The sequence below is a fragment of the Pseudomonas sp. BRM28 genome, from assembly GCF_002939405.1.
Taxonomy (GTDB): Bacteria; Pseudomonadota; Gammaproteobacteria; order Pseudomonadales; family Pseudomonadaceae; genus Aquipseudomonas; species Aquipseudomonas palmensis.
Map to the genome: position 1 here is coordinate 3,264,171 of NZ_PEFV01000001.1, position 22,441 is coordinate 3,286,611.

The following is a 22,441-nucleotide window of genomic DNA, read 5'->3' on the forward strand; positions in this document are numbered from 1 at the left end:
CCCCGGAGACGCCCATGCTGCCAGAGCGCCCACAGGGCCAACGCGGGCCGCTGACTACCCTCGTCTACAAGCGCCGGGGCCGCGTCGGGTTGTTTTTCGTCGCCGCCCTGTCGGTGCTGGCGGGCATGACCGACGCCATCGGCTTTCTCGCCACCGGCGATTTCGTTTCATTCATGAGCGGCAACACCACGCGCATGGCCGTCGCCCTGGGCGATGCGCACTGGGCACTGGTGGCCCGCCTGGCCCTGCTGATCGGCGCCTTCATTGCCGGCAACGCGCTGGGGGTGATCATCGCCCGCCTGAGCGCCAAGCGCGCATGGCCGCTGCTCGCCCTGTCGGCGGCACTGCTGCTGGGGGCAGGCCTGTGGGGCGCGCAGGCGCAGTTGCCGGCGCTGCTGGGCGCGATCATCGCCATGGGCATGCTCAATGCGGCGGTCGAAGAAGTGAACGGGCTGCCCATCGGGCTGACCTATGTAACCGGCGCCCTGTCGCGCTTTGGCCGCGGCCTGGGCCGCTGGCTGATGGGGGAGCGGCGTCCGGGCTGGCGCGTGCAACTGGTGCCGTGGTCCGGCATGTTCGGCGGCGCAGTGCTGGGCGGGCTGCTGGAGCACCGCTACGGCCTGGCGGCGCTGATGGCCTGCGGTGGCTTCGCCCTGGCGCTGGCCATCGTGTCACTGCTGATTCCCCGTCGCTGGCTGCGGCGTTACATGGCAAAGTAGCGGGTGCGCGAGTTGACTCGAATATAACGATGAGTTATAAAGCCGCCTTGATCCGGAAGGTAAAGTGTCGCACACACCCTGTGCCTGACCTTGCAGCCGGATGATCCGTGCGAGTGTGGTGGAATTGGTATACACAGCAGACTTAAAATCTGCCGGCGTGAGCCTTGCGGGTTCGAGTCCCGCCACTCGCACCATCTTCTGAAAAGCGCCCCTTGGGGCGCTTTTCTGCTTTCTGCGTCCTGCGTTCTCCCCCGCCCTGCCCCTGCCCCTGCGTCCATCTCCCTGCAGCAAAATCTGCAGGGATGAATTGACTTGTACAAATTTCCCTCTAACCTGCAAATATCTTGTACAAATAACAATACGTGTACAACTAAATGACCACAATGGTCATGGGTGCAGGCAATGTCCGAGTATCTCAAACGCTTTGCAGAGCGATTCTGCGCGATCGACGCGCACAACCTGGGTGTGCTGCGCGAGTTGTACAGCGACGATGTCCAGTTCCGTGACCCGCTGCATCAGATCCACGGCATGGCCGCGCTGCAGGATTATTTCGCTCAGCTGTACGCCAACGTCGATCAGGTGCGCTTCGAGTTCCACGGTTATGACCAGGTCGACGACGGGAAGGGCTACCTGCGCTGGACCCTGCACTACCGGCATGCGCGCCTGAACGGTGGGCGCCCGGTTCAGGTACAGGGTTGCTCGCACCTGATGTGGCGCGACAAGGTCTACCTGCACCATGACTACTTCGACGCCGGGGCGCTGCTGTACGAGCACCTGCCGGTGATGGGCAGCGTGGTCGGCTGGCTCAAGCGGAGGCTGGCATGAGACGCATCTGGCTGACCGGCGCCAGCAGCGGCATTGGTGCGGCACTGGCCCCTCTGCTGCTGGCCCAGGGGCATCGCCTGGCGGTCAGCGCGCGCAATGTCCAGCCCTTGCAGGCATTGGCGCAGCGCTACCCCGACCAGGTACTGGTGGTACCGGGCGACCTTCGCGAGGTTGACCAGGTGCGCGCGATCGCCCAGCAGATCGCCCAGGCCTGGGGTGGCCTGGACCAGGTGATACTCAACGCCGGCACCTGCGAGTACCTGGACAGCGAAGCCTTCGAAGCCGCCATGGTCGAGCGCGTGGTGGCTTCCAACCTGTTCAGTGCCAGCCACTGCGTGGAGGCTGCCCTGCCCCTGCTGCGCCAGGGCCGACAGCCGCACCTGGTGGCCGTGGCCAGCGCCGTGACCTTTCTGGCGCTGCCCCGCGCCGGTGCCTATGGCGCCTCCAAGGCCGCGGTGCGCTACCTGTTCGAATCGCTGCGCATCGACCTGGCCCGCGAAGGCATTGCCGTGACGCTGGTCAGCCCGGGCTTCGTCGACACCCCGCTGACCCGGCGCAACGACTTCCCCATGCCGCTGTGCTGGCCCGCCGAAAAGGCCGCACGCCATATTGCCCGGCGCCTGCACAAGCGCCCGTACACCATTGCCTTTCCGCTCCTGTTCATCGCCGGCCTGCGCCTGGTCGCGCTGCTGCCGGTGAGCCTGCAACTGGCACTGGGCAAGCACCTGTCACGGCCACTGCGTCAGGAACCCCACCCATGAAGATAGCCATCATCGGCAGCGGTATCGCCGGGCTTACCTGCGCCCACCTGCTGCAGCGCCAGCACGCCATCACGCTGTACGAGTCCAGTGACCGGATTGGCGGGCACACCCATACCGTCGACGTGCAGCTTGGCGAGCGACACTACGCGGTGGATACCGGGTTCATCGTGTTCAACGACTGGACCTACCCCAACTTCATCCGCCTGCTCGATCAGCTGGGCATCGCCTCGCGTCCTACCGAAATGAGCTTTTCGGTCCACGACCCGCAGACCGCCCACGAGTACAACGGCAACACCCTCAACAGCCTCTTCGCGCAGCGCCGCAACCTGTTGTCGCCGCCCTTCTGGGGCATGCTCTACGACATCCTGCGCTTCAATCGCCAGGCCCTGAACGACCTGGAGCAGCAGCGAGTCAACGACACCCTTTCGCTGGGCGACTACCTGTACATGAACGGCTACGGCGAGCGTTTCATCGACCACTACATCGTGCCGATGGGGGCCGCCATCTGGTCGATGCCACTGGCGCAGATGCTGGGCTTCCCGCTGCAGTTTTTCGTGCGCTTCTTCAAGCACCACGGGCTGCTGTCCGTCAACGATCGCCCGCAATGGCGGGTAGTGGAAGGTGGCTCGCGCAGTTACCTGGCCCCGCTGTGCGCACCGTTTGCCGAACGCATTCGCCTCAACTGCCCTGTACTGGGCGTGACCCGCGATGCCGACGGTGTCAGCCTGTTCAGCCGAGCAGGCATGGAGCGTTACGACAAGGTGGTGTTCGCCTGCCACAGCGACCAGGCGCTGCTGATGCTGCATGATCCCAGCCAGGCCGAGCGCGAGATTCTTGGCGCGCTGCGCTATGCCGACAACGACGTGGTCCTGCACACCGACACCCGCCTGCTGCCGCGTCGTCCCCTGGCCTGGGCCAGCTGGAACTACCGCCTGGGCGGCTCGCAGTCCCAGCCGGCCGCCGTCACCTACAACATGAACATTCTGCAGGGCATCGATGCCCCGCAGACCTTCTGCGTGAGCCTCAACCAGACCGGCGCCATCGACCCCGGCAAGGTCCTTGGCCGCTACACCTATGCCCACCCGCAGTTCAGCCTGGCCGGGGTACGGGCCCAGGCGCGTCACGCCGAACTGTGCGGTGCCCGACACAGCTACTACTGCGGCGCGTACTGGGGCAACGGCTTTCATGAAGACGGCGTGGTCAGCGCGCTGCGCGTGGCCGCCGAATTTGGTGAGCAGTTGTGAACAGCGCGCTCTACCAGGGCTGGGTCAGCCACCGCCGCCCCGCCAGGGGGGATTTCGGCTTTGCCTACCGCATCGGCCTGCTGTACCTGGACCTGGACGAGCAGGCGCAGCTGCCAGCGCTGTCGAGGCTGGCCGGCGGGGGCCGGTGGAGCGCCTTTGCCTTCGACGAGCGGGACTATCTGCCAGCCGCCACTCACCAGGGCACGCCCCTCAAGAGCGCCGTGCTGGACCTGCTCGAACAGGTGCTGCACCACCGCCCCCAAGGGCCGGTGTGCGTACTGACACAACCCCGCAGCTGGGGCCTGGCCTTCAACCCCGTGAGCTTTTTCTACTGCTTTGAAGGTGACGGGCGTCTGGCTGCGATTCTCTGCGAGGTCACCAACACGCCCTGGCGCGAACGCTTTCACTACGTGTTGCCCGCCGACGGCCCGGGGCCGTGGAACTTCAGCGTGGCCAAGGCGTTTCATGTGTCGCCGTTCCTGCCCGCCGACCTGGAATACCGCATGCACTTCTGCACACCTGCAGCGCGTATCCGTGTGCGCATGGAGGACTGGCAGGCACACACCCGGGTGTTCAGCGCCCTGCTGAACCTGGCGCGCATCGAGTTGGACCGACGCAGCCTGCACCGGCACCTGCTGAGCTTCCCGTGGATGACCGCCAAGACCCTGCTGGCCATCCATTGGCAGGCGTTGCGCCTGCTGCTCAAGCGTCATCGCCTGTTCGACCACTTCGCCGCCCGGGGCACCTGGCGGCGAGCCAAACCGATCAATGCACCCGACAGCGCAAAGGACACCCCCCATGAAAAGCCCTGAGGCAATCCCGGCAAAACGCTTCGCGTCCGCCGGCAACGGCATCGGCGTGATGCTGCTGCGGCGCGCTGTGCTGCGCCAGCTCGAACGCCTGCGCCACGGCGCACTGGTTGTCATCGAAGCCAATGTGGTGCACCACTTCGGCGACGCCGGCGCGAACCTGCAAGGGCATGTCCAGGTAGTGGACGACGCGCTATGGGGCCTGGTGGCCAGCAACGGCTCGATTGGCGCGGGCGAAGCCTACGTGCACGGCTACTGGACCAGCCCGGACCTCACCGCCGTGGTCCGCGTGCTGGTGGCGAACCTGGAGGTACTCGACGGCCTGGAAGGCGGGCTGGCACGCCTGGGGCGCCCGCTGCTGCATGGCCTGCACTGGCTCAACCGCAATACCCGGCGCGGCGCCAGACGCAACATCGCCGCCCATTACGACCTGGGCAACGAACTGTTCGAGCGCCTGCTGGACCCGAGCATGATGTACTCGGCGGCCATGTTTCAGGGGGCAGACGATACCCTGGAACAGGCCCAGCACTACAAGTTGCAGCGCATCTGCCAGAAACTCGCCCTCACCCGCGACGATCACCTGCTGGAGATCGGCACCGGCTGGGGCGGCCTGGCCATTTACGCGGCACGCCACCACGGCTGCCGGGTAACCACCACCACGGTGTCGGCCGAACAGTTCGCCTATGCCCGTCGGCGCATCGACGAAGCCGGCCTGCAGGACCGCATCACCCTGCTGCTGGAGGATTACCGCGACCTGCAGGGCCAGTACGACAAGCTGGTATCCATCGAGATGATCGAAGCTGTCGGCCATCGCTACCTCAGCAGCTACTTCAGGCAATGCGCGCGGCTGCTCAAGCCCGATGGCCTGATGCTGCTTCAGAGCATCACCATCCGCGAACAGCGCTACGCACAGGCGTGCCGCTCGGTCGACTTCATCCAGCGCTACATCTTTCCGGGCGGCGCCCTGCCTTCGGTGGGGGTGATGCTGCAGGTGATGGGCCGCGACACCGATCTGAACCTGCACCACATGGAAGAATTCGGCCTGCACTATGCGCGCACCCTGCGCTGCTGGCACCAGAACCTGCAGCAGGCGCGCCAGCCGTTGCAGGCGTTGGGTTATGACGACACGTTCTACCGCTTGTGGGAGTTCTACCTGTGCTACTGCGAGGGGGGCTTTCTGGAGCGTGCCATCGGCACCGCCCAGCTGTTGCTGGCCAAGGCCGGCGCACGGCCCGCACCGCTGCTGGGGCAACCAGGCTGAACCGGCGGACAGCGCATTGGGCAGCGGTGCTGAGCAATGCGCTGTTGTTTCAGCTTGGCTGGTTCGCCTGCGTGCTGGGTGCTCGCCACCCCGCCTTGCTGGCAGTGGCAGTGGCCTGCCTGGTGACGCACCTGAGCTGCCTGGCCAGGCCCGGCGAGGTGCGCCTGATCGTCGCCGTCAGCCTGTGCGGGTGGCTGACCGACAGCCTGCTGCTGGCGCTTGGGGTGTTCGAGTTTGGCGGTCATCGCTGGCTGCCGCCGTTCTGGCTGCTGTTGCTGTGGCCCGTGTTCGCCTGCACCTTGCGCCACAGCCTGCACTGGACCGCCAACCCCTGGTGGCGGGCCAGCCTGCTGGGCGCGGTGGGCGGCCCGTTGTCCTACTGGGGCGGTGTGCAGCTTGCCGGTGCCGGGCTGCCATTGGGCACCTGGCCGAGCCTGCTGGTGCTTGCCGCCGTGTGGGCCTTGCTGCTGCCGGTACTGCACCGTCTCGGCCGGCCTACTGCACCTGCTTGCGAAAGAACAAGGTGACCTGCCCGACTTCGATGCCGAACTTGGTCATGTAGGAGCGGTTGGCCAGGGTGTTATCGTCCAGCAGGTACATCCAGTCGTCGAAGCGGATGGCCCAGGTCTTGCCGTCCACCGGTACGTCGAGCACGTACTGCCAGCGCAAGGCGAAACCGGCGTTCTGCCCGCGCGCCTCTTCCACCACATCCCCGGCCGTGCCGCGCCAACGTCCCGGGCCGTCCGGGCGAATGGTCCAGGTGCGTTGCTGCCGGGTGCCGTCGCTGTAGGTGAAGTGCTCGTTCAGCACCACGTTATCGCCTTCGCTGCGCCCTTCGATCAGCACGTGAAAACGCTTGATGACCTCGCCGGAACGCTTCTGCACGATGCCCCAGCCGTCGACGCGGCCGTTGAAGTACTGACGCAGGTCGAACGCCGGTGACTGGTTGCGGTAAGCCTCGACATCGACATTGCCGCAGCCGGCCAACAGCAGGAACACCAACAGGTACCAGGCTTTCATGGGGAAGCTCCAAGGAGTTGCCGACGCAAGTCGGGGTAGCGGCTGCGAGGGTCCAGCCAGATGGCGAAGAACGCACGGGCGAATACCTGGTCACGCACTTCGTGCTGCAGGCGCTCCCCCACATAAAAGCGACAGCCAAGCCCGGGAACGTACACGCCCGTGATGCGCATACCCGCCTCGACATCCACGAACGCCTGCTGCATCTGCGCCTGCCACTGGTCCCGTTGCGCTGCCGTCAGCGGGGTGGCAGACAGACGCTGGATCTCCTCGAGGCTGACCTTGACCAACCGCTCGCGACTGACCGCGCGCCGGTAGGTGATCTCGAGGGCGAAGCCATCGCCCTCATTCAAACGTGCACCGGGGGCCCACAATCGCGCCGTATAGATATCCAGGCCCCAGGTCCTGAATTCAGCACTGCCTACCAGAAGCGCATCCGGCAGGTCGGCCCGCCACCCCGCCTGGGCGTAACCGCAGGCCAGCACACCGATCAGCAACAGCAGCCTGCACAGCGCGATAGATGGCGGTCGCATGCGGTACTCCCTGGCAGCCCCTTGGGCGGGGGGTTGCGGCGATACTTGCACATGGAAAATTTTATGTACAAGTTAATTGCCGTATCTGTACACGCTAGCACAGCCTGCAGAAATCACTGCTTGACGAACACTACCCACGACGGCGAGGAGTCGATGATCTGCTCCTTGAACTCGATCTGGACCTGCCCTGCCCCGAACAGGCTGACGTCCTTCAGGCCCAGGCCACCCTGAACCACCACCCGTGCATCCTGCGGAAGCCGCGACAAGGCTGCCACCAGCTCGCCAACGGTCTTGTACTGCGCCATATCAACCTCACTGTGCAAAAGCCAATCGGCCATCTTCGCCGAGGCCCGCGAAGCCTCGCAAGGGCGCACCACGTTTTTAAATGGCGCGACGGGAAACCAAACCTTCAGCGCGCGGTCTGAACAGCACCAAAAAATCATCTTGCAGATCAAGTACCTGAGGTTCACATCATGCGTTTCACCCTGCCTACCCTCGCCCTGGGTATCCTGCTGCCCCTGACTGCCGCTGCCGGCGACGGCACCACCGCCATCGGTGGCGGGCTGGGCGGCGCACTGGGCAATGTCGTTGGCCAGCAGATCGGCGGCAGCACCGGCGCCGCCATCGGTGCCGGGCTGGGTGGCGCTGCAGGTAGCGCGGCTGGTGCGCGCAAGGGCAACCGCACCCAGGCCGCCGTGGGCGGTGGCCTGGGGTCGGCCGGCGGCTCGCTGATCGGCAATGCGCTGGGCGGCTCCACCGGTTCGACCGTCGGCGCCGGCCTGGGCGGCGCGGCCGGGGGCGCGGTGGGCAATCATCTGGCAGATGACAACAGGCACAGCGCCAGCAAGCACAAGCGCAAGCACCGCCACCGTTAAGTCGCCTGCCACTACGCAAACGTCCGGCCATGTGCCGGACGTTTGCGTTTTGCATTGCAGCACAGTTGCAGTCAAACCACGCTGTACCACAGCACAAATGCCGCCATTGCGATGCCCTGCACGATCAGCAACACCCGAGCACCATCAGGCCGGAACGCCAACAGCCAATAGGCAAACACCAGTGGCAGGCACAGCAGGTTGGTCAGTGCCAGCGCGAAGATCGCCAGCACCGGGCCCAGCGAGGGGAACATGCTGGCCGGGCTCAACAGGCAGTACAGGGAAGCACAGAGACCAACCGCCGCAATGATGACTGCACAGACAACGCAGAAACGACGCGCGACGTCGCGCTCATCCAGCTCCCCAACCATGCCGCACTCCCTTTACCCGATCCGATCGCACGGATCCTACCACTTTTGCTCCCTCGCGCCGGTGCCTGCAACTGTCGATCAATCGCCGCGATGGGCGAGCGCCTGCAGCACCTGGTTCACCTTGAGGCTGGCGGTCTCCATGCTGTCCAGCGAGGCCACCACCGCGCTCCAGTCCTTGTGCTGCGCCTGGTGCAGCGCATGGCTGGCCGATTCGTGGCAGATACGGTGGGGGTCGTCGAGCTGGGCGAATGCCCGGTCGTGCTGGTAGATCTGCTGGGTTTCCGGCATCAGGTACCACTTGCCCAGGCGGCAATGCTTATGGTCCGACAGCTCAAGGTTCGGGTCCTGATTGAACAGGCGCAGGTACACCATCAGCTTGAACAACAGGTGGTCGAGCTTGACCGCCTCGCAGAACGAACTGAGGGCCATGTTCTCGATCAGGGTGGTCATGTGGTCACCCATCACCACCATTTCGTCCAGGGTCTGCGCCGAGGTCGACACGTCGCCAGCCAGGCGCGTGGCTTCATTGGAGAGGTTGCCGATCGAGTTGCTCGCAGCCGTGGTATCGACATTGATGGCGTCCACCAGCACGCTGATGTCCTGGGTGGCCTGGTGGGTGCGCTGGGCCAGGGCCCGTACCTCGTCGGCCACCACCGCAAACCCGCGCCCCTGCTCACCGGCCCGCGCCGCCTCGATGGCGGCGTTGAGTGCCAGCAGGTTGGTCTGGTCTGAAATGGCCTTGATCAAGCCCACGATGCTGCTGATTTCGCTGACCCGCGCCTGCAGGTGGGTCACGCTCTCGACACTGCTCACGCCTTGACCGGCCATGTGCGTGAGCGAGGTGGAGAACGACGAAAGCAGTTCGGACGTCTCGCTGAACACGCCGCTGTTGGCCTTGAGGTGGTCGACCTCCCCGCGCAGGGTTTCGGCCTGGCTGACCACCCCATCACGGGTCTGCTTCATCGACTCGTCGAACATGCCCATCTTGCTGTGCAGATCACATTGGTAACGGCTGTAGGCATTGAGCTCGGCCTGCTCACCCTGGGTTTGCGCCAGCAAATCGGTCAGTTGCTGGTTTTCCTGCTGGAGCGCCAGATTCTGCTGCTTCAGCTCCTGCAACTCACGCGCCTGTGCGTTGACCTGTTCTCGCCACTTTCTACCAAACATTGCCACAACTCCCCGGCACGCAACGCCTATCGATATGTGCCTCGATTTTAAAGGCGCAGCAGGGAGGCAACATTGACATCAATCAGCCATCATGCATGAATTGGCCCCTTGCGCACTGCCGCAGAGCGTCTGCATCACGTTTTTCGCGTCCTTGAAAATGCCCATGGCCATGGCACAGTGCGTGGGCTGCAGTGTTTTCTCTTCGTTGTCGCAGGTAGCTGTATGGACAAACTCACCACCTTTCGAATGGGCCTCACCCTGGCTGCCGTACTGGGCCTGATGCCCCTGACGCTGCTGTTCATTGCCGGGTGCATCGGTTTTTTCTTCCCGATGTTGGTCATCAGTGAGCAACCGCTGTTCGCGATACCCATAGCCATGGGCCTGATGTCGATTTCGTTGTTCGGCCTCTGGTCGTGCTGGAAGATCTACCTGCTGGCGATGGCTGAAATACCCGTGGTACCCAACCGCCGCCTGCTGATCTGCGGGGTGGCAGTCACACTGATATGGGGCGGCGTGCTGGCCGGCTTCACTCACAAGTTCCCGCAGCTCGTGTATATCTTCATGATGCCCGGCCTGCTGTCGGCCGCCCTGTTGTGGCATACGCTGCGGCGGGAACGGCAGGCGGGGTGACGCGCCCCTTCATCCCCCCATGGTCAACGGCTTAGCGCTGGTCAGCCTCCAGCGACCTATCGGGCCTGCGCCGCTCGAGGGCGACCGCAAGCCCCGCCAGCAGAATGGCCAGCGCGTAGGCAAAAAGACCAAGGTTGACGCCCAGGATCATCTTCTCCGAACCGTCTGTGAGTACCATCGAGCCGCCGTAGCCATCGCGCAGCCAGTACGCCATCAGGAACCCGCCGGTGACGAACAGGGTCAGCAGGCTCGCCAGCCTCAGGTTATCGCGCCCCCACACCAGCCAGACGCTGTACGCACCAATGGCGGTATTGGTGAAGAGCTGCCAGGTTTCATGCAGGCGCGCGTGTGGCTCCCAGGCCTGATTGAAGACGTGGGTATCATTGATTTCGAGGATCGGTACCACGACGGCGTAAAACACGATACCAACGGTGACCATCAACTTCGCTATCATCGCAAACTTCCTTGTTCAGACCATGACGGGACTATTCGGCACTGTAGCGCCAAGTTGCGTATATCGCGACTTTTATGGATTCAGTGTCCCTGAAGTACACTTCGCGGCATCAAACCGACAAGGCGAGACCATGAGCCTATCCATCAGGCAGGCCCTGACAGAGGACATCCACCACCTGACAGGCATTGACGCTGTTGCACGCAACGATGAACGCCGCCGCGAGCAGCTTGCGCAGGCCATCCGCGCACGTGAGTGCTGGATTGCCTGCAAAGCGAACGACGCCGCCGCCCCCTTGGGTTATGGTTGCCTGGACCGAAGCTTTTTCGGTGAGTACTTCATTCCCCTGGTGGTCGTTTCAGATGCATCCAGGCGCACCGGTGTCGGCCGCCAGCTGATGACACACCTGGAGCGAGTCGCCTCGGCGCAGAAGGTTTTCACATCCACCAACACCTCCAACCTGCCGATGCGCCAACTCCTGGCACAGCTGGGCTATCAACACAGCGGGACAATCGAAAACCTCGACCCGGGCGACCCGGAACTGGTGTTCGTGAAGTTCATGGGTTGAGCGGGCTTGTCGCCAGGCTTCTACAGAACAGAAAAGGATTTCATCGATGGCATTTTCCCCTACAGAACGTACTGCCCTGCTGGCGCTCAAGGGCGTAGGCCCCACCGTTATCACCCGGCTCGAGCAGATGGGCATCGATTCCCTGGCCGAGCTGGGCAGATCGGATGTCACTGACATCCTTGCCCAGGCATCTGCCGCATTGGGCTCGACCTGCTGGAAGAACAGCCCCCAGGCCAGGGCCGCCATTACCGCAGCCGTGGACCTGGCCAGAGGGCTGGCCGACGGTGAGCCCGCGCGCTAGCGAACTTCCCATCGATAGCGGAACCGCCCGGCGCAGCACTGGCATCGCCCGGGCGAGTTCTTCAAAACGAGACTCAGCGCAGGGTAATGAAAACCATCACCCTGTAGTCTGCAGCGCTAACGCAACAATGATGCAACTAACAGGACCCGTGACCATGAAGTGCAAGTACCTGTTGCCCCTGGTGCTGCTGGCCGGCTGCACCACCCAGCCCAATCATCAGCCCAATCATCAAGGCATCGACTGGGGCCAGGGCACTTGCCCGGCCCCAGACCCGCAGAGCATCTCGCCCAACCACCAACTGGTGATCGAAGATGGCAAGACGCTCAAGTGCCAACTGCGCCCCTACGTGTCGAACATGGCATGCCAGGGCATCGTCGACAGCCAGAATGAAGGCGTCATCTGCCAGGACAACGTGGGCAACCAGATCATCTTTCTGTTCGACGACAAGGGCGTGCTGAGCCTGCATCGAAGCCTGAGATCACGCTAAGCCACCCGGTGCAATGGAACCGCAAATGACCGTATGGAACGCCCTGGGCGCCGCCCTGCTTGTCCTGGCCAGCAGCCACGCTGCGGCTGCCGAAAACGCCAATCCGTTCGACAAGGCGCTGATGTACACCACGTTCGTGCCGAGCATCCTGGTGGCGGGCACCACCGCGCTGACCTTCAATGCGCCCGATCTGTTCAAGTCGGCCAGAAGCGATGCGCTGGCCTTCGTTGGCTCGGATGGCCAGATACGCGGCGCACAGTTCGAGCAGGCGTCTCGGCATTATCGTGCGACCGCCCGGCCACCTTTGATGACAGATCGGCAGCTGGCTCAGGCGATCACCGCCACCTACTGACCAGGCGAGGGTTCAGGCACCGGACTCAGGATCGCTCGCAGGCACGTCGCGCGTCTCCTTTCTCTCATCGCCCTGCTCGCGCAATGGCGAGCCCGCATGCGGGTGGTCGTCGCGACTGTGGTTTCCTGCCTCGGGATGCTCGCTCAGTACCGAGTTGCCGGCCTCCACATCGGTCATGTCTTCTTCGACCGCCGCTTCGTCGTCAGGCGGCAGTGGCACCTCTGGCGCCTCGCGCCTTGGATCGTGACCGGTTTCGTTGTCGGTGGTGCGCGTAACGCCCTGCTGTGACCTGTTGCCAGGTGCGTTCTCGTCGATGTCCATGGTGCTTCTCCAGGCTGCTGCACGGGATGCCCGCGCATAAGCGTGAGAAGCCTCGCAGGGTGTGGGAGTGCCGGGCACTGGACGAACGGTGCGCACAAGCGCAGGGCACCGGCACCCCCACCGCGCAGTACGGGCTAGAGTTCAGCGCTCGATCGAATGGAGTCAATGAGATGCAGGTACAAGGACGATGTGACGCTGCTTTTGAACCGGTCCGCCAAGCCTTCGCCGCCATCCTGGAAGAGCCCCACGAGCGCGGTGGCGGTGTCTGCATACAGGTCGGCGGCAAGACCGTCGTAGACATCTGGGGCGGCGTGAAGGATGCGCACGGCCATGCACCCTGGCAGCGCGATACCCTGGTCAACGCCTATTGCACCATCAAGCCGATCACCGCTGTGGCGGTACTCATGCTGGTGGAACGGGGCCGACTGGGTCTGGATGATCCCGTGGCCAAACACTGGCCTGAATTCGTTCGACACGGCAAAGAACGAATCACCCTTCGCCAGGTGTTGAGCCATACCAGCGGCTTGCCTGCGCTGCGCCTGCCGGATCGCACGCCCCACATGTACGACTGGAACCACATGGCCCAGGTGACAGCAGACGAACAGCCGTGGTGGTCGCCAGGCACACAGGTGGGGTACGGCGCGACCACCTATGGCTGGATCATCGGTGAGCTGATCCGCCGCGTGGACGGTCGCGACGCCGGGGTTTTCATACACCAGGAGATCCTCGAACCCCATGCGCTGGATGTGTTCCTGGGCGTGCCTGCCGATCAGTTCAAGCGTATCGCTCACTTCGAGCATGCGCCCGGCCGAGTGGGTGACCGGTTCGCACAGGACCTGCGCACCCTCATCCTCAATGAGCCTGCGCATGTGGCGACCCTGGCATTCACCAACCCCAGCCTTTCACCCACCCGTACGGGTAATCCGCGCTGGTGGGGCTACCACCAGCCGGGCGTCTGCAGCCATGGCAACGCCCATGGCCTGGCGGGCTTCTACAGTGCCCTGCTGCAAGGCAAGTTGTTGGGGCCACAACTGTTGAAGGCGTTCGGCACAGAGCAAAGTGCAGGGTTCGACCAGACCCTGCGGCGCCCCATGCGCTATGGCCTGGGTTGCATGATGGAACATGCCGCCGACCCTGACGCGTCCTATTGCATGGGGCCGCAGGCATTCGGTCATGTTGGGCTGGGCGGGCCGGTGGCGTTCGCAGACCCAGACCGGGAGATGAGCTTTGGTTTCGTGACCACCACCATGGGCAGCCATGTGCTGATGGACCCTCGCGCCAGAACGCTTGCGGCACTTGCCTTCGCAGCGGTTGAGTGACGCATCGTGCCAGCGCTTACCGGGCGCTGGCGTTTCAGTCCTGATCGGCCAGTTCGCAGACGCCATTCGCACGATTCTTGCCGGTGTACGACACATCCGGCGAGCCGTCGGGCCTGATGGTGAGCGACACGGTTATCCCGCTGCCCTTGGCTTCGAAATAGTTGTCGTTGAATTTCTTCAACGTGGCCTCTTTGCCATTGATATAGATCGGCCCGCCTTCATCGGCGTGAACCTCGATGTTGCCTGGGCAGGTGGCGTTAAGCAGCGGGATGTCCGCATGGGCAATGCCGGCAGCGCTCACCAGCAAGGCGCCCAACAGTAGCTGTTTCATCGAATTGTCTCCTGAGTCGGCCAGGTGCCGAATCATCAGCAATAGCTCACTTCAACGGTGCACGCCACCCTGGTGCAGGGGCGGATGAATCGAATGCGCTACCACAGCGATGGATTCAAGATGAAAAGAGCCCCTCTCGGTCAACCAGCAAAGTGGCTGAAAGCAAAATGCCACCAAGTGCAAGAATGTTCGGAGCTGTTTTAAAATGCGCACTTTGTCATTTCAAAGGAATGAACTAGTGGTAAGTCACAATGCCGTCGCGTGCCCACACTGTCACGGGCAAAATGTTCAACTGCTGTCCGTTATCCATGCCGCAGGCACCTCCCGCATCAAAACCACTCATCAAGTGCAATCCGGAGTAGGGCCAAGTGTTACGGTCGAGACGACGGGTAAACATCAGACTGACCTGGCCGCCAGCGTCTCTCCCCCACCAGGCAAACGCTTGCTGGGGCCAGTCATACTTACGATCGTGGGCTCCATCATCCTGTATGACGGCCTTAAACTCATGAACACCTGGTGGGGAGTCGATTGGACCAGGTTCTTCATTGGCGTTGCGTTCATTGCAATCGGCGTGATCGGTTTTGTTCGTCATTGGCGGTTCAACGTCGCGCAATACGACAAGTTGGAAGTCTGGCGCCGTAGTTGGCTGTGTCATGCTTGCGGCACCCGATTTGAGCCCTCATAACGTGTGAGGTCACTGTCCCGACGCATACTTGAGCCCGTCTAGCGCGGGCTTTTTTTGAGCCATTTTTCTGCATGAGCATAATTTAAGGGCCGCCAGCTTCTGGTTGTACTCGTCGAGGCTCATGCCGCAGGCGCTGTCACTGTAGTTATTGGCCAGGTTCAGCTTTTTCTGGTTGATCCGGTCGGCGATGGTGGCGGCATCGGTCTGCTCATCACGCACCTGGACGTTGAAATAATGGTGAGTTGCCGGTATTGGTGAACATCAAGTCATCCGCAAGGCAAATCATGCAGCTAACGTTCCGACATCTCAGCGATGTTTCAACCGATGACATCATGGCGCTTAACAACAATCCAGATGTCTTACGCCAGATGCCCTTGGGCCGCCCCGACTTTGACGAAAAAAAATGCAAGGTATGGGTCGCCCAAAAAGAGGCCCAATGGGTCCTTAACGGATATGGGCCCTGGGCCTTCTTCGTCGAGAATGAATTTGCCGGTTGGGGTGGGCTACAGAAAGAGGGCGACGACGCCGATCTTGCCTTGGTGCTCCATCCACACTACTGGGGATTGGGAAAGGTAATTTTCAATGAAATCGTACGGCGCGCTGTTCAGGAGTTGAGGCTGGAGTCGATTACCCTACTGCTTCCACCAACCAGAGTTCGAATCAAAGGTGTACTGCGCCTAGGGTTTCGCCCTGACGGAGAAGTTGATATCGACGGTACGTACTTCAGGCGCTATCGGCTCCTTGTCGGTCCAAGCGCACAGCACCCGTAACCCTCCAACTCGCATGCAGAGGAGCAAGCGCGCCGCCTGAAAAGCCTGATGCGAGCTTCTAATAGATCGAGCTTAATCCAGCACTCCATTTATCACTTCGTAGATGATGCCAGTGGCAATAGCAACGAGAATCAAGTCTGTGCCAGCTTGTTGCCACTCATAGCCATCGTAGCGCGGTAGATGGCCGATAAGTCTTGCGTCGAGCTTTTTCGCGATGCCAGGAGGGAGCGGTTTTCCTCGTGCCAAGTTCTTCTGGATGCCGGGCGGTAGTGCTGGGCCTGGGGCCCAATAATTGTGGTAACTGTTCAGAACGTTCAGGACGCTGCCACGATCAATGTTCGGGCCGTGGTCCCAGTCATTTTGCCCTGAACGCGTTCCCTTAGCCCCGCTCCCCTGGTTGCCGTGGCCTTGAGCATTGTGAGCGTTACCCTTTCCGTTGCCTTGCCCTTTTCCATTACCGGGGTCAGCGCATGCGCCGACCGAGCCTGTAACTAAAACAAGGCTTGATAGCACTGAGATCAACGTTTTCGATTTGAGCATGGCCGTACTCTCAGAAAGGGGATAGCCCCTCCAATGTAGACGACGCTGTATGAAAAGGTTCATTCACCACCATGCCGCATCCGGCCACGGAGGGCCACCAGAGTCACCATCTGCCTGCCAGGTAGAACATGCCTCCTGCAAACACAGTCAAGATGATGCCGTCCAGTACATCGCCAAATGCGGCGTTATCTGAGCGCCATGCTTCGAGCTGTGCGGCCAGAAAGAAGACCGCGATGAACAAGACGACGCCCGCGATGCGCCGCTGAACCTTGAACCTGGCTTTGTCGGTTCCGAACCACAGCATTCACGCCTCCTTCAGTAATCCATCCATAACCGCACGATAACTTGCGTAGGCGCCCAGGTCACAAAGGGCGGCGCATGCCGCCGCGAAGCATTACGTCTTGCCCCACCTGAATGCGCTCCCGCATTGACCCTGTTCCGACCGGTTGATGTTGATATTTGGGCCTCACTACACGGTGCAGGTGCTCGATGAAGATCGACCCGCGACCTTCGCCGAATTTATCAAGGCCGGGGACTACGGCCTGATGGAAAGCTTCACTGCGCACAAGCGCACCCTGAACCAGTTCAGGCGCTACACCGGTCGAGCAGAGGGTTTGTCGATCAGCTTCGAGCCTCACTTGCTCGGCTCCAAGATTGAGTTCGACCAGGACAGCAGCAGCCTGACTATCCGCAACCTGCCAACGCAGCTTACTGATCAACTGAAGCGCCGCGCGGCCTGCCCCTTCGGCGCCGCCCGCCAGTGCCTCAGCGCTTGTCATGGAGCTCGGGAGGCCAAGCGCTCATGAACCACATCATTCCGGGAATCATCACGTAGATCCAGTGCTTGCCAGGGTAAACGCAGATGCCGACAGTCCAGATGACGAGCAACGTACCGCCCGCTCGCCGACGCCGCCGCGGCGTGAACCATTCCTGAAATACCTTATGCTTTTCCCGCAGTTTCACTACCACTCTCCCTGTTTGGTAAGCGGCGAAGCATAACACCAGCAGCGCTGCCCGCCAGCGCCTTCCCCCCATACGAAAACGCCACCTGATGAGGCGGCGCTGACTGTAACGGACGTTACCAGGTCTTTGGCTCTGACTTTTTGTACGAGCCACCGGTCATGCACTTCTCGACCAGGGAAAGAGGAAATCACCAAGCGTGTTTATCGCCGAGTCGGCGAAGTGGTCAGCCCGACCAAGTAGAGGGCTGATGCGGAAACGATGCCTCAAGATGCGGAAACGATCAGGTTTTCTATCGCCCAAAGAAAAACCCCGCAGACGTTGATCTGCGGGGTTTCAATAATGGAGGCCGAGGTCGGAATCGAACCGGCGTAGACGGATTTGCAATCCGGAGCATAACCACTTTGCTACTCGGCCTCAAATGACTGAACCCTCTGAAGCAGCTCAATCACGTACAAACTGTAGAGATTTGCATCTCATTGAAAACGTTGAGATTTTTATTTCTCGTCGCTTTCGATGGACGCCATTATGTCCGCATTCTGGAGGGCTTGCAACCCCCTGATTTAAAAAAGATTTGGGGTGGGTTTTCGCCAACGGGGTCATGCGGCGGCAGGCTCTCCTGCCCCGCGGCTGACTTCGAACACGCCCACCAGCTTCTGCAGCTTGTTCGCATTCAAGCGCACGGTCTCGGCACTGGTGTGCAGCACTGTCACGGTCTGGCGCATTTCCAGTGACGCCTGATCGACCTCCTTGATGGTGCGCCCGTACTCGAGGCTGCGCTGGTTGAGCTGCTGGATGATGCCGAACATGTTCTCCACGGCCCGGTGCAATTGCACGTTCTCGGACGAGGCCTGCTCGGCCAGGCGCAGGCTGTCATCCACGTCCTGCACGCCGCTCTGCATGAAGCCCACGGCCTGCTGCGTCTCGCTGTGCAAACCGTCGACCATCGTACGGATATCGTCGGCCGCCCGTGCCGTGCGCGCCGCCAGGCTGCGCACCTCGTCGGCCACCACCGCAAAGCCGCGACCATGCTCGCCGGCACGCGCCGCCTCGATGGCGGCATTGAGCGCCAGCAGGTTGGTCTGGCTGGTGATGTCGCTGATCAGCCCGGTGATGTTGCCGATCTCGGCCATGCGGCTGTCCAGCAACCTGACACTGGACGATGAACGCTGCACCACATCGCGTATCGACTGGGTGCCCGCCTGCACGGTCAGGAACTGCTCCCGCGCCCGGCTGACCACCTCGTCCATGGCCTGCTTCATCTGCTCGGCGCCGGCCGAGGCCTGCTGAATCTCGCCCAGTTGCTCCTCCACGATCACCATCATGCGGTGCACGGCATCGGCCACCTCCTCGGAGGTGAGGCTGGCGGCCTGGCTGCGCCCCAGCATCATCTGGTTGGTGGTGCCCACGCTGTGGCTGGCCTTGATCACCTGCCCCACCACCGCGTCCAGATGGTCGATGAAGCTGTTGATCCAGCGCCCCATGTCGCCGGTCTCGTCATTGGCCATGCGCGTGGTGTCCAGGCGCTGGCGCAGGTTGCCCTCGCCTTCGGCGATGGCCCTGATCACGCCGGTCATCTCGCTCAGGCGCGCGGCGAGGCGCCGCGGCCCCAGCACGCTGAACACCAGCGCGGCCAGCAGCAGGCTCACGCCCTCGCACGCATCGATCAGGCCCTGGTCGAGGCCGCTGTAGTGCTGCACCAGGTAGTTGCTGACGAACAGGCCGAGCATCGTCGCCAGGTACGGCTTCATCAGGCCGTAGCTCAGCGAGCGCCGCCGGTACACCTCCTCCAGGTCGGCTTCGCACATCATGCCCCAGCGGTCCGGCGAACCGGGCAACTGAAAGGTCACACCCTTGCCCACCACGGGAATGTGGCGGTAGTCCGAGTAGCCGGGGTAGCTCACGAACAGGTTGGCGCCGGTGCGGATGGTTTCGCGCACGCCAGGGTGCAATTGCCCGGTGGCCGGGTCGGTGAAGCGCAGCTCAAGCTCGGTGTGGCGCTGCACCTGCACGGTCTTCCACGGGGTGTGCACGCCGCTCTTGAGGTTCTCGCCGTGGCTGAAGGTGCCGTCCTCGAAGCGCGAGCGCGACAAGGCCACCCCCGGCTGCAGGCCGGGGTCGAAACGCGACTGCACCATGAACAGGTAGTTGTCCCCGGACTCGGCAAAGATATGCCCGGCCTCGCGCTGGATCAGGTCGCCCAGTACGTCGTTGGGCACCCGTGCGCACAGGCAGCCCACCACCTGGCGGTCGACCTTGATCGGCTGGTAGAACATCAGCGTCACTTCATCATGAAAGCTGGAGGTCGACGGGCCGATCGCCAGGGTCAGCGGGTCGCTGTAGGGCCCATGCAGAAACGGCGCCTTCAGCCCCTCGGCCAGCGGCCGTGGGTCGATGCGCGGGCGCGTGCCCTGGCCGCGCCAGGTCGAGGCAAGCACCTCGCCCGCCGCATCCACCACGAACAACTCGGAAAAGTCTTCGGCCTGGGCCAGCTTCTGCTGCAATACCTGCCCATCGAGGCTGCGGATGTCGCTGCCGGCACTGGCGGCCAGCTCCGCCAGGTGCTCCCACTGCTCCTGGGCCCAGCCCTGCAGCAACTTGACGCGGGTTTGCGCAATGGCTTCGAAGGTCTGCCCGATCACCGGGTACGCCGATCGGTTGAGGCGGCAGGCCCAGCCCATGGCCAGTTTGCCGGTCCTGCCAAACCATGGCAGCCAGCGCTTTTCTGCGGCGGACAGTTGCATGCAATTGTTCGATAGCGACATTTACATCTCCCGATACGACATTCCTTTGTCCATTCGGCAGGCAACTACCAGGCCAACGCAAAAAACCACCTTGAAAACCGACGCGCAAGCCAGCCAGATAGCACTCTGCCAGCCCCTTCCATGCCCCCTGCGAACCCACCTTTTCTGCGCCCCGAAACGGCGCATGAACGCGCTTGTGTGCACCGCAGGAGTGCGCAGATGAAATGTCCTACAATCCTTGCCTTTGCTGCTCAAGCGGCCGCTCGCCACGCCGATAACCCGACCAGACGAAACAACAATTAAACGGCGTCAGCGGAGCGGATATGAACATCAAACAGAAACTCACGTGGGGCTTCGCGACCATCGCCTGCGTACCGATACTGGTCGTCGCTACGCTGGTGATACTCAACATCCGCCTGGAAGCGCGGGACAACTTCGTCGACGGCAGCGACCGCGAGATTCGACAGGTGGCCAATGCCATGCAGTTGTTCTTCGACGGCATCAGCCAGAACATCGAATTTCTCAGCAAGCTGCCCATGCTGCAGAACACCGACGCCAGCCTGAAGAAGTACATTTCGCCCGACGCCCCCACGCTGCCGATGGGGCCGCAGGACAAACCGGTGTTCGACTACTTTGCCCGCCTCGGCGCCAGCCACCCGGCCTATGGCTACATCTCCATCGGCACCACCGAGGGCGGCTACATCTCATGGCCCGAAGACCCCAGCCTGGCCAACTACGATCCGCGCCAGCGCCCCTGGTTCAAGATGGCCCAGGCCAACCCGGGCAAGACCCTGCGTACCGCCGCCTACTACTGGGCCAACGACGACGCGGTACTGGTCAGCACCGTGCGCAGCCTGCCCAACGCGCTGGGCGCCAACGGCGGCGTGGTGAGCGTGGATGTGTCGCTCAAGCAACTGACCGAGATCATCAAGCAGCTCAAGCTGGGTGAAACCGGCTACGTGATGCTGCTGGAGCAGAGCGGCAACATCCTGGTCGACCCCAAGCAGCCGGCGCACAACTTCAAACAGCTCGACAGCCTCGGCCAGGGCTATGCGCAACTGGCCAAGACTACCCAGGGGCTGGTGGAGATCGAGCTTGACGGTGAGCGCTACATGGCCAACGTGTGGCCTTCCGAGCAACTGGGCTGGCGCTTCATCGGCCTGGTCAAGCAGAGTGAAGTGATGGCCTCGGCCACCCGCCTCACCTGGCTGATCGTCGGCATTGCCGCCGCGCTTGGGCTGCTGTTCGCCTTCGTCGGTGCCAGCTTTGCCAAGGTCATCGTGCGCCCGATCAACGACGTGTCCCACGGCCTGGAAGGCATCGCCCAGGGCGAAGGCGACCTGACCCGCAACCTGCATGTGCGCGGCAACGACGAAACGGCCCAGCTCTCGGGCTGGTTCAACCAGTTCCTGGGGGCGATCCGCAGCCTGATCCAGCACATCATGCACGCCGCCGATGGCATCCTGACCAACTCCCACAGCGCCACCAGCGTGTCCAACGAAATGGCCGACGCCGCCAGTCGCCAGCGCGAGGCCGTGGACATGGTGTCGACCGCCTTCCATGAAATGGTCGCCACCGCCAACGAGGTCGCGCGTTCGTGCAGCCAGGCCGCCGAGTCGGCCGACAACGGCCAGCGCCAGGCTTCCGAGGGCCAGCAGCAGATCGACGCCGCCGTGGGCAGCGTCGACCAGCTCAGCCAGGAAATCGCCCAGTCGGCGCAATCCATGCAGCAGCTGGAGCGCGACAGCAACGCCATCCAGTCGATCCTCAGCACCATCCGCTCGATTGCCGAACAGACCAACCTGCTGGCCCTGAACGCGGCCATCGAGGCGGCGCGGGCCGGCGAGCAGGGTCGCGGCTTTGCCGTGGTGGCCGACGAAGTGCGTGCGCTGGCCAAGCGCACGGCCGACTCCACCGCCGAGATCGACGGCATGCTCGCCAACCTGGCCCGCGGCACCAGCCAGGTCGCAGCACAGATGAACACCAGCCTGAGCCTGTCGCAGGACTCGGTCAGCCGCATCGGCGAGGCACGCACCCGCTTTGGCCAGATCCGCGAGTCGGTGGACATGATCCGCGACATGAACACCCAGATCGCCACCGCCGCCGAAGAGCAGCACCAGGTGGCCGAAAGCATCAACCAACACATCAGCCAGATCCACGGCGATGCGCAGCGGGTGGCGCAACTGGCCAGTGAAGCCAAGAGCGATGCGTTCAACCTGACCCAGCTGTCCAACGAAATGAACACGCTGGTACGGCGCTTCAAAACCTGAAAAAAAGGCGCTGCACGATTTATTTTGCAGCGCCTCTGTCACTTTTTGTTTCTCGTGCGGCAACAGGGTTACTGAGAACCATTCACATCAGGAACCTGACCCCATGTCCGTTGCCGCCCCTACGCCCCGCCCT

Annotated in this window: 27 protein-coding genes, 2 tRNA genes and 5 pseudogenes; 19 read left to right on the forward strand and 15 right to left on the reverse strand. The window is 62.7% G+C overall.

Annotation, left to right across the window (positions count from 1 at the left end; genetic code table 11):
• Positions 1–14: 14 nt before the first annotated feature.
• The 8 genes from CR917_RS15380 to CR917_RS15415 all read left to right on the forward strand — a co-directional run bounded on the left by CR917_RS15380 (position 15) and on the right by CR917_RS15415 (position 6,146).
• Positions 15–719 carry a YoaK family protein gene (locus CR917_RS15380; protein WP_043861726.1) on the forward strand — a complete coding sequence of 235 codons (705 nt, stop codon included), beginning with the start codon at positions 15–17 and terminating at the stop codon, positions 717–719.
• A 109-nt stretch (positions 720–828) separates the two neighbouring features.
• Positions 829–913, forward strand: a tRNA-Leu gene (locus tag CR917_RS15385).
• A 208-nt stretch (positions 914–1,121) separates the two neighbouring features.
• Positions 1,122–1,544, forward strand: coding sequence for a nuclear transport factor 2 family protein (locus CR917_RS15390; protein ID WP_104572578.1), 423 nt, complete (start codon positions 1,122–1,124; stop codon positions 1,542–1,544).
• Positions 1,541–2,305, forward strand: coding sequence for an SDR family oxidoreductase (locus CR917_RS15395; protein WP_104572579.1), 765 nt, complete (start codon positions 1,541–1,543; stop codon positions 2,303–2,305). The genes CR917_RS15390 and CR917_RS15395 overlap by 4 nt, the downstream gene beginning before the upstream one ends.
• Entirely contained in the window at positions 2,302–3,549 is a 1,248-nt protein-coding gene (locus tag CR917_RS15400; protein WP_104572580.1) for an NAD(P)/FAD-dependent oxidoreductase, read from the forward strand. Before CR917_RS15395 ends, CR917_RS15400 begins: the two co-directional genes overlap by 4 nt.
• The gene (locus tag CR917_RS15405) at positions 3,546–4,361 is read left to right on the forward strand and encodes a DUF1365 domain-containing protein (protein ID WP_104572581.1); all 816 of its coding nucleotides are present in this window, start codon (positions 3,546–3,548) and stop codon (positions 4,359–4,361) included. Before CR917_RS15400 ends, CR917_RS15405 begins: the two co-directional genes overlap by 4 nt.
• Complete coding sequence (locus CR917_RS15410) at positions 4,348–5,619, forward strand: cyclopropane-fatty-acyl-phospholipid synthase family protein (RefSeq protein ID WP_104572582.1); 1,272 nt, start codon at positions 4,348–4,350, stop codon at positions 5,617–5,619. The genes CR917_RS15405 and CR917_RS15410 overlap by 14 nt, the downstream gene beginning before the upstream one ends.
• 26 nt (positions 5,620–5,645) lie before the next feature.
• On the forward strand, positions 5,646–6,146 hold the full coding sequence (locus tag CR917_RS15415) for a DUF2878 domain-containing protein (RefSeq protein ID WP_100632522.1): 501 nt from the start codon (positions 5,646–5,648) through the stop codon (positions 6,144–6,146).
• Here the strand turns inward: CR917_RS15415 and CR917_RS15420 are convergent.
• From CR917_RS15420 to CR917_RS15430, 3 genes are all read right to left on the reverse strand, one after another.
• Positions 6,115–6,639 (reverse strand): DUF3833 domain-containing protein, encoded by a 525-nt coding sequence (locus tag CR917_RS15420; RefSeq protein WP_043861719.1) that lies wholly within the window; start codon positions 6,637–6,639, stop codon positions 6,115–6,117. The genes CR917_RS15415 and CR917_RS15420 overlap by 32 nt on opposite strands.
• Positions 6,636–7,169 (reverse strand): chalcone isomerase family protein, encoded by a 534-nt coding sequence (locus CR917_RS15425; RefSeq protein ID WP_104572583.1) that lies wholly within the window; start codon positions 7,167–7,169, stop codon positions 6,636–6,638. The genes CR917_RS15420 and CR917_RS15425 overlap by 4 nt, the downstream gene beginning before the upstream one ends.
• A gap of 113 nt (positions 7,170–7,282) precedes the next feature.
• Positions 7,283–7,474 carry a hypothetical protein gene (locus tag CR917_RS15430; RefSeq protein ID WP_104572584.1) on the reverse strand — a complete coding sequence of 64 codons (192 nt, stop codon included), beginning with the start codon at positions 7,472–7,474 and terminating at the stop codon, positions 7,283–7,285.
• Positions 7,475–7,642: 168 nt separating this feature from the next.
• On the opposite strand from CR917_RS15430, the gene CR917_RS15435 reads away from it, so the two are divergent.
• Positions 7,643–8,044: a glycine zipper domain-containing protein gene (locus CR917_RS15435; protein WP_054914293.1), complete on the forward strand. Its 402-nt coding sequence runs from the start codon at positions 7,643–7,645 to the stop codon at positions 8,042–8,044.
• A 71-nt stretch (positions 8,045–8,115) separates the two neighbouring features.
• On the opposite strand, the gene CR917_RS15440 is transcribed toward CR917_RS15435, so the two are convergent.
• The 3 genes and pseudogenes from CR917_RS15440 to CR917_RS28115 all read right to left on the reverse strand — a co-directional run.
• A complete protein-coding gene (locus CR917_RS15440; RefSeq protein ID WP_043861715.1) occupies positions 8,116–8,412 on the reverse strand; it encodes a hypothetical protein in 297 nt (98 codons plus the stop codon).
• A gap of 78 nt (positions 8,413–8,490) precedes the next feature.
• Positions 8,491–8,883: a CZB domain-containing protein gene (locus CR917_RS28110; RefSeq protein WP_370409334.1), complete on the reverse strand. Its 393-nt coding sequence runs from the start codon at positions 8,881–8,883 to the stop codon at positions 8,491–8,493.
• Positions 8,884–8,886: 3 nt separating this feature from the next.
• Positions 8,887–9,162 (reverse strand): annotated as a pseudogene (locus tag CR917_RS28115) (methyl-accepting chemotaxis protein); the annotation flags it as partial.
• Positions 9,163–9,687: 525 nt separating this feature from the next.
• Between CR917_RS28115 and CR917_RS15450 the strand changes: the two are divergent.
• Positions 9,688–10,209, forward strand: coding sequence for a hypothetical protein (locus CR917_RS15450; protein WP_146095015.1), 522 nt, complete (start codon positions 9,688–9,690; stop codon positions 10,207–10,209).
• 31 nt (positions 10,210–10,240) lie between these two features.
• Here the strand turns inward: CR917_RS15450 and CR917_RS15455 are convergent, their stop codons facing one another.
• Entirely contained in the window at positions 10,241–10,663 is a 423-nt protein-coding gene (locus CR917_RS15455; protein ID WP_058540370.1) for a hypothetical protein, read from the reverse strand.
• Positions 10,664–10,793: 130 nt separating this feature from the next.
• Between CR917_RS15455 and CR917_RS15460 the strand changes: the two genes are divergently transcribed.
• From CR917_RS15460 to CR917_RS15475, 4 genes are all read left to right on the forward strand, one after another.
• Positions 10,794–11,228, forward strand: a complete 435-nt coding sequence (locus CR917_RS15460; protein ID WP_104572585.1) for a GNAT family N-acetyltransferase — start codon at positions 10,794–10,796, stop codon at positions 11,226–11,228.
• Between the two features lie 46 nt (positions 11,229–11,274).
• Complete coding sequence (locus tag CR917_RS15465; RefSeq protein ID WP_054914290.1) at positions 11,275–11,529, forward strand: hypothetical protein; 255 nt, start codon at positions 11,275–11,277, stop codon at positions 11,527–11,529.
• Between the two features lie 154 nt (positions 11,530–11,683).
• Complete coding sequence (locus tag CR917_RS15470) at positions 11,684–12,016, forward strand: hypothetical protein (RefSeq protein ID WP_043861710.1); 333 nt, start codon at positions 11,684–11,686, stop codon at positions 12,014–12,016.
• Positions 12,017–12,041: 25 nt separating this feature from the next.
• The gene (locus CR917_RS15475) at positions 12,042–12,368 is read left to right on the forward strand and encodes a DUF2388 domain-containing protein (RefSeq protein WP_043861709.1); all 327 of its coding nucleotides are present in this window, start codon (positions 12,042–12,044) and stop codon (positions 12,366–12,368) included.
• Positions 12,369–12,497: 129 nt separating this feature from the next.
• On the opposite strand, the pseudogene CR917_RS28120 reads toward CR917_RS15475, so the two are convergent.
• A pseudogene (locus tag CR917_RS28120) lies at positions 12,498–12,689 on the reverse strand (hypothetical protein); the annotation flags it as partial.
• A gap of 170 nt (positions 12,690–12,859) precedes the next feature.
• Between CR917_RS28120 and CR917_RS15485 the strand changes: the two are divergent.
• Positions 12,860–14,008, forward strand: coding sequence for a serine hydrolase domain-containing protein (locus CR917_RS15485; RefSeq protein ID WP_104572586.1), 1,149 nt, complete (start codon positions 12,860–12,862; stop codon positions 14,006–14,008).
• Positions 14,009–14,042: 34 nt separating this feature from the next.
• Here the strand turns inward: CR917_RS15485 and CR917_RS15490 are convergent, their stop codons facing one another.
• From CR917_RS15490 to CR917_RS15500, 3 genes are all read right to left on the reverse strand, one after another.
• Positions 14,043–14,339, reverse strand: coding sequence for a hypothetical protein (locus CR917_RS15490; protein WP_043861706.1), 297 nt, complete (start codon positions 14,337–14,339; stop codon positions 14,043–14,045).
• Between the two features lie 235 nt (positions 14,340–14,574).
• Positions 14,575–14,994: a hypothetical protein gene (locus tag CR917_RS27100; RefSeq protein WP_146095016.1), complete on the reverse strand. Its 420-nt coding sequence runs from the start codon at positions 14,992–14,994 to the stop codon at positions 14,575–14,577.
• A gap of 39 nt (positions 14,995–15,033) precedes the next feature.
• The gene (locus CR917_RS15500) at positions 15,034–15,243 is read right to left on the reverse strand and encodes a hypothetical protein (RefSeq protein ID WP_058540375.1); all 210 of its coding nucleotides are present in this window, start codon (positions 15,241–15,243) and stop codon (positions 15,034–15,036) included.
• 65 nt (positions 15,244–15,308) lie between these two features.
• On the opposite strand from CR917_RS15500, the gene CR917_RS15505 reads away from it, so the two are divergent.
• The gene (locus CR917_RS15505; protein ID WP_058540376.1) at positions 15,309–15,794 is read left to right on the forward strand and encodes a GNAT family N-acetyltransferase; all 486 of its coding nucleotides are present in this window, start codon (positions 15,309–15,311) and stop codon (positions 15,792–15,794) included.
• A gap of 72 nt (positions 15,795–15,866) precedes the next feature.
• Here CR917_RS15505 and CR917_RS15510 read toward each other — a convergent pair whose 3' ends face one another.
• Both CR917_RS15510 and CR917_RS15515 read right to left on the reverse strand, forming a co-directional pair.
• A complete protein-coding gene (locus tag CR917_RS15510; protein WP_082405690.1) occupies positions 15,867–16,334 on the reverse strand; it encodes an anti-virulence regulator CigR family protein in 468 nt (155 codons plus the stop codon).
• A gap of 103 nt (positions 16,335–16,437) precedes the next feature.
• Entirely contained in the window at positions 16,438–16,638 is a 201-nt protein-coding gene (locus CR917_RS15515) for a hypothetical protein (RefSeq protein ID WP_043861703.1), read from the reverse strand.
• A gap of 175 nt (positions 16,639–16,813) precedes the next feature.
• On the opposite strand from CR917_RS15515, the pseudogene CR917_RS15520 reads away from it, so the two are divergent.
• A pseudogene (locus CR917_RS15520) lies at positions 16,814–17,140 on the forward strand (nucleoid-associated protein); the annotation flags it as partial.
• Between the two features lie 497 nt (positions 17,141–17,637).
• Here the strand turns inward: CR917_RS15520 and CR917_RS15535 are convergent.
• Both CR917_RS15535 and CR917_RS15540 read right to left on the reverse strand, forming a co-directional pair.
• Positions 17,638–17,711 (reverse strand) — tRNA-Cys (locus CR917_RS15535).
• 182 nt (positions 17,712–17,893) lie between these two features.
• Positions 17,894–20,059 carry a methyl-accepting chemotaxis protein gene (locus tag CR917_RS15540; RefSeq protein WP_058540377.1) on the reverse strand — a complete coding sequence of 722 codons (2,166 nt, stop codon included), beginning with the start codon at positions 20,057–20,059 and terminating at the stop codon, positions 17,894–17,896.
• Between the two features lie 458 nt (positions 20,060–20,517).
• Between CR917_RS15540 and CR917_RS28125 the strand changes: the two are divergent.
• Together CR917_RS28125 and CR917_RS28130 are read left to right on the forward strand one after the other, a co-directional pair.
• Positions 20,518–21,450, forward strand: a pseudogene (locus CR917_RS28125) (sensor histidine kinase); the annotation flags it as partial.
• A gap of 261 nt (positions 21,451–21,711) precedes the next feature.
• Positions 21,712–22,308, forward strand: a pseudogene (locus CR917_RS28130) (methyl-accepting chemotaxis protein); the annotation flags it as partial.
• Between the last annotated feature and the right edge of the window lie 133 nt (positions 22,309–22,441).